Raw genomic sequence first — 11,939 nt, 5'->3', positions numbered from 1 at the left:
CCATCGGTCATCCGTCCGAGACCGCTGCCGAGAGCTTCTCTCTTAATTTGCAGCCTAGACGGGGAAAAGGAAATTACCCGGTTCTCGCTCCTTAGAGCGTGGCGCCAAATTCGTGTTCAACACGAAACTCCTTCCCCTTCGACGGACTCGCCCAGGGTGCTGACAGTGCTCTGGACAATACGTAGCCGGCTGCGGTGGGTTCGCCCATTGCAGCCATTGTGAAGGAGTAAGGCATGGATCGTTCGCAGAAAGCCGAATCGGTCGCCCAGCTCAACGCGGTCTTCTCCGAGGCCGGCGCGGTGGTGATCACCCGCAACCTCGGCATGTCGGTGGCGCAGTCCACCGCCCTGCGTGGAAAGATGCGTGATGCGGGTGCGACCTACAAGGTTGCGAAGAACCGTCTTGCCAAGCTTGCAATCGCGGACACCGACTATGTCGGTATTGGCGACTTCCTGACCGGCCCGACGGCCATCGCGACTTCGGTCGACCCCGTCGCTGCCGCCAAGGCTGTCGTTGATTTTGCCAAGACGACCGACAAGATCGAGATCGTCGGCGGCGCGATGGGTTCGCAGGTTCTGACCCCCGAAGGTGTCAAGGCGCTCGCCTCGATGCCCTCGCTCGACGAACTGCGCGCCAAGCTCATCGGCCTCGTCCAGGCTCCGGCGACCAAGATCGCTCAGCTTTCGACCGCTCCGGCGGCCAAGCTGGCGCGCGTCTTCGCCGCCTACGCCGACAAGGACGCTGCCTGAGCTTCAAGCCCAGCATTCGATTCTTAAGCGATTTATCCCGTTGCCGGCATGAGGCCGCGGCGGGACCACAGATCAGGAGTGAAGTAACATGGCCGATATCGCCAAGCTTGTTGAAGAACTGTCGCAGCTGACCGTCCTCGAGGCCGCAGACCTCGCCAAGGCTCTCGAAGAAGCATGGGGCGTTTCCGCCGCTGCTGCCGTTGCCGTAGCCGCTCCGGCTGCCGGTGGCGATGCTGGCGCCGCTGCTGAAGAGAAGACCGAATTCGACGTGATCCTCACCGGCGACGGTGGCAAGAAGATCCAGGTCATCAAGGAAGTCCGCGCCATCACCGGCCTGGGCCTCGCTGAAGCCAAGGCTCTCGTCGAAGGCGCTCCGAAGCCCGTCAAGGAAGGCGCTTCGAAGGCTGAAGCCGAAGACATCAAGAAGAAGATCGAAGAAGCTGGCGGCACCGTCGAGCTCAAGTAATCTTCTTCCGGTTGTTGCCGGACGAAAACAGGAAGGGCGGCTCCGCGAGGGGCCGCCTTTTTTCATGTGCGCGGCTCGCGTTGCGCAGCGGCTCGTGCTGTGTTCCGGAAGGCTGCAGGAAGCGCGCTACCGGTGTTTGGCGCCTTACCGCTGGTGGAGCACGCTGCTCGGGCTGACCCAAAGCGTCCGTGGGCGGCGACAGGAAATGCGCCAGGCGGCATCCACGCAGCGCAGCTGGTCGACGTAGTAGCCGCTGTGGTCGAGACCGGCAGCGCTCATGACGAGCCAGTAGGTGCGGGCTGTGGCGCTCTGGAGGTCGGCGAAGGTGACGTGGCACGTCGTAAGGTGATGGCTGACGAAGCCCGGCGCGGCGCCGGGCGGGGGCGGTATGGGGGATGGCGCGTGCATCCAGGCAGCGATGGCGTCTTGACCGGTGATCGTCTCGTGCGCGAGCTGGAGAACGCCATCCGCCGTGAAGCAGCTTGCGTAGTCCTCCGCCCGACGAGTGTCTCCGGCCTGGGCGCACCTCGCGAGGAGCTGGTGTATCTGGGCCAGGGCGGCCACCTCATGAGCGGTCACTTCAGGGTTTCCAGATAATCGATGATGGCCTTGCGCTTTGCGGCGTCGGGCACGGGCAGGACCATTCTGGTTCCGGGAACCATCTTGATCGGGCCGGCGAGCCAGGTGTCGAGCGAATCGCGCGTCCATGTGATGCCGGCATTCTTCAGCGCAGGGGTGTAGGCATAACCCGGCACACTGGCAGCCTTTGCGCCGACGATGCCGTGCAGGCTCGGCCCTATGCCGTTTTGGCCCGGCTGCGTGGCATGGCAGGAGCGGCAGGTGGCGAAGGCCGGCGGCGCGGGATCGCTGAGGGCGGCGGCACCGGTCGGCGCGGATGCAGCGGCAGGCGATGAAGATACTGTGGGGGAGGCGGTCTGATCCGGGGCCTTGTCACCGCAGGCGGCCACCGTTGCGGCCATTGAGAGAGCCAAGAGGGTCGCCGGCTTCGTCATGCAGTCTGCTCCTTGTTCAGCACGGGGGTAGTGCGATCGTCCGCTTCAGGGAAGGGGGCACCTCGCCGTCCTCTGCCACGCGGACAGGAATCGCTTCCCTCTGCTGGACGGCGTCTCTATCGCCCGGCTCGACATGCCTGAGAGCGACAACATCCATCCCTTTCGCCGCGAGCTCCGCGCGACCCTGCGTCTCGCCGGGCCCCTTGCCGTCGCGAACATGCTGCAAATGGCGGTTTTCGCGGTGGATGTGATATTTGTCGCCCGGCTGGGGCAGGAGGCGCTTGCGGCGTCCAGCCTCGCCATCGCCATCGTCGCTGTCCTGATGATGGGCCTGAACGGCGTGACGGGCGCGGTCGCCCCACTGATCGCCGCCGAAATCGGGCGCAGGAGCCACGCCGTTAGGGAGGTGCGCTGCTCGACCCGAATGGCCTTGTGGCTGGCCGTAGGGCTTGGGGTCTTGGCTGTCGCGATCTGCCTCCAGGGTGAGCGGATCATGCTGCTGACGGGTCAGGACCCACAGGTGGCGCGGATCGCCGGCCACTTCATCCGGATCGTCTCGCTGGCTCTGGTGCCGATGGCCGTATCGAACGTCCTGCGCACCTTCGTATCCGCGCTGGGCTGGCCGGTCTTCGCCACTGTCATCACGGCTCTTGCGATCGGGGTGAACGCGCTGGGCAATTATATCCTGGTGTTCGGCAACTTCGGCGCTCCGGCGTTCGGCCTGACCGGCTCGGCCATGGCGAGCGTGATCACGGCGTGCGCGACGGTAATAGCGTACGTCCTGGCGATTCGTTTCAACCAGAGGCTGCGGCGGTTCCATGTCTTCGGGCGTTTCTGGCGGCCGGAGTGGCAGCGATTGAAGCAGATGCTGCGCCTTGGGCTGCCGATCTCGGCGACCCTCGTCGCGGAAGGCGGGCTGTTTTCCGGCGCGGCATTCCTGATGGGCCGCGTTGGCGAGACGGAACTGGCCGCTCACACGGTGGCGCTGCAGATCGCGGCTTTCGCGTTCCAGGTTCCCTTCGGCATCGGCCAGGCTGCGACCATTCGTGTGGGCTATCACTACGGCGCGGCCGACCGCGACGCCATCGGGCGCGCCGGCTGGGCTGCCATCGCGACCGGCATGGCTTTTGTCGGCCTCTCGGCCCTCGTCATGTTCCTGATCCCGCGCACGATCATCTCGGCCTATGTGGATGTCGGGGCACCGGAAAATGCCGAGATGGTGGCATTCGCGGTGCAGTTTCTGTTCGTGGCAGCGGTATTTCAGCTCACCGACGGGCTTCAGGCCGTGGTGGCGGGGGCCCTGCGCGGAGTGCAGGATACGCGGGTGCCTGCCGTCATAGCGATCGTGGGCTACTGGGTAGCCGGCTTCGCGACATCGGTGGTGCTGGGCCTGTTCACTCCGATGCGGGGCGTGGGCGTATGGATCGGGCTTGCTGTGGGGCTGACGGTTGCGGCCACGCTGTTGCTCGGCCGGTGGCACTGGAGGGATCGTTTCGGCCTTGTTCCGGCGTCGATCATGCCGCAGTCGGGCAACCCGGGTTGAGCGCTGTCACAGCTCCTTCGCATGGAGAGGTTATACCCGGACGGGTAACCTGAACATCAGCTAAATTTTTCTGCCGCGGCCCGCTTGACGCTCAGGGGGCAGCGGACCATATCCTCGCCGTTGGCACTCTCAGCGAGAGAGTGCCAACCAGTTTTCAGTTCGTTGGATCAAGGGAGACACCCAATGACTTTCCGCCCGCTGCACGACCGTGTTCTCGTGCGCCGCGTCGAGGCCGAGGAAAAGACGGCCGGTGGCATCATCATCCCCGACAGCGCCAAGGAAAAGCCCGCTGAAGGCGAAATCGTCTCGGTCGGCACCGGCGCCCGCGCCGAAAACGGCACTGTGACCCCGCTCGACGTGAAGGTGGGTGACCGCGTGCTGTTCGGCAAGTGGTCGGGCACCGAAGTCAAGGTCGGCGGCGAAGACCTGCTGATCATGAAGGAATCGGACATCCTCGGCGTCATCGCCTGAGCCGGATCCGCTTTCATCCAACCGATTATCTGAAGGAATTCTACAATGGCAGCCAAGGACGTACGCTTTTCGCGTGACGCTCGCGAGCGCATTCTCGCCGGTGTCGACACCCTCGCCAACGCCGTCAAGGTGACCCTGGGGCCCAAGGGCCGCAACGTCGTGATCGAGAAGAGCTTCGGCGCTCCGCGCATCACCAAGGACGGTGTCTCGGTCGCCAAGGAAATCGAGCTCAAGGACAAGTTCGAGAACATGGGCGCGCAGATGCTGCGCGAAGTGGCTTCGAAGGCCAACGACAAGGCCGGTGACGGCACCACCACCGCGACCGTCCTTGCTCAGGCGATCGTTCGCGAAGGCATGAAGTCGGTCGCCGCCGGCACCAACCCGATGGACCTGAAGCGCGGCATCGACCTCGCAGTCGGCAAGGTCGTCGAGAACCTCAAGGCGCGTTCGACCCCGGTCGCCGGTTCCTCGGAAATCGCCCAGGTCGGCATCATCTCGGCCAACGGTGACACCGAAGTCGGCGAGAAGATCGCCGAGGCCATGGAAAAGGTCGGCAAGGAAGGCGTCATCACCGTTGAGGAAGCCAAGGGTCTCGAATTCGAACTCGACGTCGTCGAGGGCATGCAGTTCGACCGCGGCTATCTTTCGCCCTACTTCGTCACCAACCCCGAGAAGATGACGGTCGAACTCGAAAACCCGTACATCCTCATCCACGAGAAGAAGCTGTCGTCGCTGCAGTCGCTGCTTCCGATCCTGGAAGCGGTTGTGCAGTCGGGCCGTCCGCTCCTCATCATCGCCGAAGACATCGAGGGTGAGGCTCTGGCCACGCTCGTCGTGAACAAGCTGCGTGGCGGCCTGAAGATCGCTGCCGTGAAGGCTCCGGGCTTCGGCGACCGTCGCAAGGCCATGCTGGGCGACATCGCCACGCTGACCGCCGGTGAGATGATTTCCGAAGACCTCGGCATCAAGCTCGAGAGCGTCACGCTCGGCATGCTTGGCCAGGCCAAGAAGGTCACCATCGACAAGGACAACACCACCATCGTCGACGGTTCGGGTTCGGCTGACGAGATCAAGGCACGCGTCGAGCAGATCCGCGCCCAGATCGAAGTCACCACCAGCGACTATGACCGCGAGAAGCTCCAGGAGCGTCTGGCGAAGCTGGCTGGCGGCGTCGCCGTCATCAAGGTCGGCGGTGCAACCGAAGTCGAGGTGAAGGAGCGCAAGGACCGCGTCGACGACGCTCTCCACGCGACCCGCGCTGCCGTTGAAGAAGGCATCGTTCCCGGCGGCGGCACCGCGCTGCTCTACGCAACGCGTGCCCTGGAAGGCCTCACCGGCGCCAACGAAGACCAGACCCGCGGCATCGACATCGTCCGCAAGGCGATCACGGCCCCTGTCAAGCAGATCGCCGAGAACGCCGGCAATGACGGCGCTGTCGTCGCGGGCAAGCTGCTCGACCAGTCGGACGAAGGTATCGGCTTCAACGCTGCGACCGAAGTGTACGAGAACCTGAAGGCCGCAGGCGTCATCGACCCGACCAAGGTCGTGCGCACCGCGCTGCAGGACGCCTCGTCGGTTGCCGGTCTGCTCATCACGACCGAAGCTGCGATCGTCGAGCGCGCCGAAGAAAAGCCCGCAATGCCCGCCATGCCCGGCGGCATGGGCGGCATGGGTGACATGGGCTTTTAAGAGGCTCCGGGCGGCGGGGCGGATCGCTCGATCCGCGCCGCTGAACCACTCGCATGACAAGAGGCCGGAGGGGACGCCCTTCCGGCCTTTTTCATTGGCAAGCCGCTGCCTTCACCGGCGCAAGCAAAATCCAGTGCCGGGACAGGAACGTGCGCTTGCGGGTAATCACCGCAAGTCCGATGCAGTTCGTCGCTGCCCGCTGGCGTTTCGTCGCTATCCGCATAACCATCTCGAAAGATGGACAAAGGTAGGGTGTGGGCTGCATGACCGGGGCAGACCGACTTTCCGCGCGGTGGAGCGCGGGCATTGGGCGCATATTCGCCGTCGCTGTGGCGATGGCGGCGTGGATCGCGCCGATCGCGACCCAGGCGGAAACATTCAGCGGCCAGAACCAGGTTGCCGAAGTTCAGAACAGCTTCGATGACCTTTTCGGTACTGACCAGCGTGGGCCGCGTACGTACGCGTCCCCCTTCGGACAGCAACTGGCAGCCGTTGCCAACGCATCCCAAGGGCGCATCGGCGTGGCGGCCATGGATCTGACCTCGGGGCGGATGGTGGATGTGCTGGGCGACCAGCGCTTTCCAATGGCCAGCACCAGCAAGATCGCCATTGCCGCCACGTTCCTCGAAGGCGTGGACAACGGCAAGTGGAGCCTGTCGAGCGAGTTTCCGCTCCTCGTGCCGGTGGCGTCACGTCCCTTTTCCAGCGCTATCGCGCCGGTTCGTCCCGGTGAGTACATGAGTGCTGCACGGCTGATCGAACTGATGATCACACGGTCGAACAACTACGCCACGGATGCGCTGCTCAAGGTGGTCGGCGGGCCCAAGGCCGTAAACGCCTGGGTGGAGCGTGCCGGAATTGAGGACTGGCACATCGACAGGGACATCGCGACGCTCGTGCGTGATGACGGAGCCATCGACCCGGCAAAGGTCGTCGACAAGCGTGACAGCGCCACACCCAAGGCGATGGTGAAGATGCTGGCAGGCATTTACCAGGGCAAGTGGCTCAGCCCGTCGAGCCGTCGGGTGCTGCTTGGCGCGATGAGCCGGTGCCTTACCGGCAAGCGTCGCATCCCGGCAGGGGTGCCGGCAGGCGTGCAGGTGTCTCACAAGACCGGCTCGCTCAACAACACGTCAAGCGATGTGGGGATCATCGAGACGCCCGACGGCCGGGTGTTCGCAGTGGCGATCTACGTCACTGGCCAGGGTGGGCGACCGGGACGGGAATCGCGCATCGCCAGCATCGCGCGCACCATCTACAACGGCTACCACGCGGAGGGGCCGAACTATCCCCGCACTGCGTCCCGCTAGAAAACGGGCGTACAGCGGGCAAAGAAAAAGGGGCCGGAAGGCCCCTTTTCCGTCTGGATGATCGGAAGATCAGTTGGTGTGCGGGTTGCCGTCCGTGTGGTCGTCCAGCTCCTTGGCGACGTCGTTCGCGGCCTTTTCGGCGTCGGCGGCGATGTCGTCCGTGGTCTTTTCGGCGCTCTTGGCAGCGTCCCCGGCTGCGTCAGCCGTATCGTTCGCGGCTTCCGACGCCTTGTCACCGGCATTGCCGAGGGCATCGCCGACGTCCGAAGCGGCTGCCTCGATGTCGTTACCGGCCGACGAGGCGGCAGCCTCGGTGGCGTCCTGGGTCTTTTCCGAGCAGGCTGCCAGCGACATGGCGGCAGCGGCGGCCGTGGCAACGAGAACGATTTTGCGCATTAACTTATCCCTCTTCTTGCGAATTACCCCGTCGGCGACAACGCCGCGTGAGCCTCCTTACGACGGGCTCGATACCGTGGTTAGGAAGCGCGGCGAGACGTTTCAAGCGCTGGGCCAAAACTCCTGAGGACGGCCCAAGTTCCCCGCAGCCGGCAAAACGAGCGATGCTGACGGCGCGGTGCGGCGCTGCTAGAGGTCTTGCCATGGATTCCAAGCAGCACCTCTACCTCGTCGATGGGTCGGCCTATATCTTCCGCGCCTATCACCGCCTCCCGCCCCTCACCAACCCGCAAGGCACGCCCGTGGGTGCGGTCTACGGCTACACGACGATGCTGTGGAAGCTGGCCGAGGACCTCAACAAGGCGGATGGGCCGACACATCTGGCCGTCATCCTGGATGCCGGTTCGATATCGTTCCGCAACGACATCTATGACCAGTACAAGGCAAACCGGCCGCCACCGCCTGAAGACCTGGTGCCCCAGTTCCCGCTGATTCGCGAGGCGACCCGCGCCTTCTCCCTGCCCTGCATCGAGGAGGCAGGTTTTGAGGCGGACGACCTGATCGCCTCTTACGCCCGCGCCGCCACCCGGCGCGGCTGGGACGTAACCATCGTCTCCTCCGACAAGGACCTTATGCAGCTGGTGGGCAAGTGCGCCCAGCCGGATGAAGGTTTCGAAGGCGGTTGCATCGATATGCTGGACACGATGAAGAACCAGCGCATCGACATCCCGGAGGTGATCGAGAAGTTCGGCGTCCCGCCCGAGAAAGTCGGGGATGTTCTCGCCCTCATGGGGGACGCGGTGGACAATGTTCCTGGCGTCTTCGGCATCGGCCCCAAGACGGCGACGAAGCTGATCCAGGACCACGGTGACCTGGAGAGCGCCCTTGCGGCCGCACCCGGCATGAAGAAGTCCAAGCTGCAGGAGCGGCTGATCGAGCAGGCCGAGCAGGCCAGGCTCTCCAAGGTGCTGGTCACTCTGAAGGAGGACTGCGTCCTTCCCACGCCGCTCGATGATTTCAAGCTCGATGCCATTCCGCCCGAACCTTTGGCCGCATTCCTGTCATCCCATGGCTTCACCAGCCTGTTGAAGCGGCTCGATGCAGGCACTGGATCGCCTGCCATGGCGACGCAACTCAACCCCGCCAAGCCCTCGAATGCGGGCGCAAATCCCACCGAAGGCGCTGCACGCCAGCCCTTGCCCGAATGGCCACCCGTCAACCGGGAAGCTTACGCCTGCGTCACGACCGAAGCCGAACTGGACCAGTGGATCGCCCGCGCCGCGCAGGCGCGCCTGGTGGCGATCGATACCGAGACGTCCATGCTCGATTCGATGCGCGCGGATCTGGCCGGAATCAGCATGGCAGTGGGGCCGAACGAGGCGTGCTACGTGCCCCTGGGGCATGGCGGTACCGACATGTTCGCTGAAAAGCCGCAGCAGGTGCCGCTGGACGTCGCGCTGGGGCGCCTGAAGCCGCTTCTGGAAAGCGATGCGGTGCTGAAGGTCGGGCAGAACATCAAGTACGATCTCAACGTGCTGGCGCGCCACGGCATCGACGTGCATCCGATCGACGACACGATGATCGTCAGCTTCTGTCTTGACGCCGGACGGTCTCTGGACGGCATCGGCGGCGGGCACGGCATGGACGAGCTGGCGCAGCGGCACCTGTCGCACACCACCCTCACGTTCAAGGATATCTGCGGCACCGGCAAGAAGGCGATACCCTTTGGCGAGGTGCCGCTGGACCGGGCGACGCAATACGCGGCGGAAGATGCGGACGTGACATGGCGCCTGCACAGCCGCCTGAAGCCCCGTCTCTCCTATGAAGGCGGAACTCGCATCTACGAACGCGTGGACCGCCCGCTGATCCCTGTCGTGGCGCAGATGGAGCGTCACGGCATCAAGGTCGATCGGGAAAAGCTCGCCGGACTGTCGAGCCAGTTCGCCGAAGCCATCGGCGCGCTTGAGGCGGAGATCTTCGCCACGGTGGGGCAGGAGTTCACCATCGGCAGCCCCAAGCAGCTTGGCGACATCCTGTTCGAGAAGCTTGGCTACAAGGGCGGCAAGAAGGGCAAAAGCGGCCAGTACTCCACTGACCAGTCGGTGCTGGAAGGCCTTGCCGGACAGGGTGCCGTAGTGGCGACGAAGGTGCTCGAATGGCGGCAGCTTTCCAAGCTGCGCTCCACCTACACCGAAGCCCTGCAGGCGGCGATCAATCCGGCGACCCAGCGCGTTCACACCAGCTACAGCCTCGTGGGTGCGCAGACCGGCCGCCTGTCGTCGACCGACCCCAACCTGCAGAACATCCCGATCCGCACCGAGATCGGTCGGCAGATCAGGGACTGCTTCGTTGCGGAAGCGGGCAACGTGCTGCTGGCGGCGGATTACTCGCAGATCGAACTCCGCCTCGCCGCTCACATGGCTGACGTACCCAGCCTCAAAGAGGCTTTCGCGGCGGGAGAGGACATTCACGCGCGCACGGCGATGGAAATGTTCGGCACCGTGGACCGCGACACCCGCGGCCGTGCGAAGACGATCAACTTCGCGATCCTCTACGGCATTTCGCGTTGGGGGCTTGGTGGAAGGCTTGGCGTCGGCGCGGACGAGGCCCAGGCCATGATCGACCGGTACTTCGAACGCTTTCCCGGTATCCAGCGCTACATCCATGAAACGCTGGAGGGCGTTCGGGCGAAGGGCTATTCGGAGACGCTCTTTGGGCGCAAGACGTGGTTCCCGCGCATCACCTCCAAGAACCAGGCCGAACGGCAGGGTTCGGAACGCGCCGCCATCAACGCACCGATCCAGGGTACCAGCGCCGACATCATCAAGCGGGCCATGGTGCGGATGAACCCGGCGTTGGCGGCGGCGGGCTTGTCACATGTCCGCATGCTCCTGCAGGTGCACGACGAACTCGTATTCGAGCTGCCTGAAGCGGATGTCGCGGCCGCCTCTCCGGTGATCGAGCGGGTGATGGCTGAAGCGGCGCTTCCGGCGGTCACGCTCGACGTGCCGCTGGGTATCGAGATCGGCTTCGGTGCAAGCTGGGGCGCGGCGCACTGATCGTGCAGGGGCGCCGAACCCCGATGCGGCGCCCCTCCGTCACGCCGAGCGGCGAAACTGGTGCGCTGCAGCATCGTTTCTACCGCCATGATCGACTTCATCGAACAGACCATCGCAGAATTGCCGGACTGGGCAGGGGAGTTGACCCTGGCCTTCCTGGCAGCGGCGCTCGGGGTGGCGGTGGCGCTCCTTGCGCACCGGCTGCTGTTCCGTGTCCTGCACCGGATCGCGCGTACCAGCGCCAGCCAGTCGGACGACCTCGTCGTCAACCGCCTGTGCCGACCCACCCGGTGGGCGTTCATTTCCATCGGCATCGTCCTTGCAGCGCGTGAGACGGCGGCGCTGGAGGCGGTGTGGGAGCGTCTTGCCCCATTCGTCATGCCGCTGCTCACGGGCTGGGTCGCGATCGCGGTACTGCGGGCCTGCGTGGAGGCCATGGTCATCCGCGCCGACATATCCGTCGAAAACAACCGCAACGCGCGGCGGCGTCGTACCCGCCTTGCGATCTTCAGCCGCATCGGCACCTTCATCATCGTTTTTCTCACGATCGCCGGGATGCTGGCCTCGATTCCCGGGGTGCGAGAGATCGGCGTCACGTTGATGGCTTCGGCAGGTGTGGCGGCGCTCGCGGTCGGTGCGGCGGCGCAACCCGCTCTAAAGGCGTTGATCGCGGGCTTTCAGATGGCCCTTACCGAGCCCATCAGCATCGACGACGTGGTCATCCTCGATGGGGAATGGGGGCGCATCGAGGATATCCGCACTACGTACGTCGTCGTGCGCCTCTGGGACGATCGACGGCTCGTCGTGCCTTCCAGCCGGTTCCTTGAGGATACGTTCCAAAACTGGACGAAAACCACATCGCAGCTGCTGGGCACCGTGTTCCTCTACCTGGACCACGCAGCGGATGTCCCGTCGATCCGTGAGGAGTATGTCCGCCAGATCACGCGTCACCGGCTTTGGGACAAGCGTGCGCAGGTTCTGCAGGTGACGGATTGCCGGGATTCGACACTGGAAATCCGCCTGCTGATGAGCGCCAAGGATGGTCCCACTCTGTTCGACCTGCGCTGCGAGATTCGTGAAAGCATGATGGACTGGATTCGCAGGGAAATGCCCGAGGCTGTGGCGCGTCGCCGCCAGTTGCAGGTCGCTCCGATGGAGGTGGCGGCCGCGCCATCGCTGCTCGACGGTATCGCGGTGAGCGCCGCGCGATCGACGGAAAATCGGCACGAGCCTAACTGAGGCG

At 64.6% G+C, this 11,939-nt stretch carries 11 protein-coding genes; 8 read left to right on the top strand and 3 right to left on the bottom strand.

The window, feature by feature from the left end; translation table 11 throughout:
• Positions 1-233 precede the first annotated feature (233 nt).
• Both rplJ and rplL read left to right on the top strand, forming a co-directional pair.
• Positions 234-749: a 50S ribosomal protein L10 gene (rplJ, locus tag QOL62_RS08205; RefSeq protein WP_103729103.1), complete on the top strand. Its 516-nt coding sequence runs from the start codon at positions 234-236 to the stop codon at positions 747-749.
• An 88-nt stretch (positions 750-837) separates the two neighbouring features.
• Entirely contained in the window at positions 838-1,215 is a 378-nt protein-coding gene (rplL, locus tag QOL62_RS08200; protein ID WP_103729102.1) for a 50S ribosomal protein L7/L12, read from the top strand.
• 144 nt (positions 1,216-1,359) lie between these two features.
• Here rplL and QOL62_RS08195 read toward each other — a convergent pair whose 3' ends face one another.
• Together QOL62_RS08195 and QOL62_RS08190 are read right to left on the bottom strand one after the other, a co-directional pair.
• The gene (locus QOL62_RS08195) at positions 1,360-1,794 is read right to left on the bottom strand and encodes a nuclear transport factor 2 family protein (protein WP_283405884.1); all 435 of its coding nucleotides are present in this window, start codon (positions 1,792-1,794) and stop codon (positions 1,360-1,362) included.
• Entirely contained in the window at positions 1,791-2,228 is a 438-nt protein-coding gene (locus QOL62_RS08190; protein ID WP_283405883.1) for a c-type cytochrome, read from the bottom strand. The genes QOL62_RS08195 and QOL62_RS08190 overlap by 4 nt, the downstream gene beginning before the upstream one ends.
• Positions 2,229-2,361: 133 nt before the next feature.
• On the opposite strand from QOL62_RS08190, the gene QOL62_RS08185 reads away from it, so the two are divergent.
• From QOL62_RS08185 to QOL62_RS08170, 4 genes are all read left to right on the top strand, one after another.
• Positions 2,362-3,771, top strand: coding sequence for an MATE family efflux transporter (locus QOL62_RS08185; RefSeq protein ID WP_283405882.1), 1,410 nt, complete (start codon positions 2,362-2,364; stop codon positions 3,769-3,771).
• Between the two features lie 183 nt (positions 3,772-3,954).
• Positions 3,955-4,242: a co-chaperone GroES gene (gene groES, locus QOL62_RS08180; RefSeq protein WP_103729098.1), complete on the top strand. Its 288-nt coding sequence runs from the start codon at positions 3,955-3,957 to the stop codon at positions 4,240-4,242.
• Between the two features lie 45 nt (positions 4,243-4,287).
• A complete protein-coding gene (gene groL / locus QOL62_RS08175) occupies positions 4,288-5,931 on the top strand; it encodes a chaperonin GroEL (RefSeq protein ID WP_103729097.1) in 1,644 nt (547 codons plus the stop codon).
• Positions 5,932-6,194: 263 nt separating this feature from the next.
• Positions 6,195-7,241 carry a serine hydrolase gene (locus tag QOL62_RS08170; RefSeq protein ID WP_283405881.1) on the top strand — a complete coding sequence of 349 codons (1,047 nt, stop codon included), beginning with the start codon at positions 6,195-6,197 and terminating at the stop codon, positions 7,239-7,241.
• A 69-nt stretch (positions 7,242-7,310) separates the two neighbouring features.
• Here QOL62_RS08170 and QOL62_RS08165 read toward each other — a convergent pair whose 3' ends face one another.
• On the bottom strand, positions 7,311-7,637 hold the full coding sequence (locus tag QOL62_RS08165) for a hypothetical protein (protein WP_103729095.1): 327 nt from the start codon (positions 7,635-7,637) through the stop codon (positions 7,311-7,313).
• Between the two features lie 203 nt (positions 7,638-7,840).
• Between QOL62_RS08165 and polA the strand changes: the two genes are divergently transcribed.
• Both polA and QOL62_RS08155 read left to right on the top strand, forming a co-directional pair.
• Positions 7,841-10,696, top strand: coding sequence for a DNA polymerase I (gene polA, locus QOL62_RS08160; RefSeq protein WP_283405880.1), 2,856 nt, complete (start codon positions 7,841-7,843; stop codon positions 10,694-10,696).
• An 87-nt stretch (positions 10,697-10,783) separates the two neighbouring features.
• Positions 10,784-11,935: a mechanosensitive ion channel family protein gene (locus QOL62_RS08155; protein WP_283405879.1), complete on the top strand. Its 1,152-nt coding sequence runs from the start codon at positions 10,784-10,786 to the stop codon at positions 11,933-11,935.
• Positions 11,936-11,939 lie beyond the last annotated feature (4 nt).

The organism is Novosphingobium panipatense (genome assembly GCF_900182875.1).
GTDB classification, from domain to species: domain Bacteria; phylum Pseudomonadota; class Alphaproteobacteria; order Sphingomonadales; family Sphingomonadaceae; genus Novosphingobium; species Novosphingobium panipatense.
This window is presented reverse-complemented; position numbering and strand designations above follow the sequence as displayed.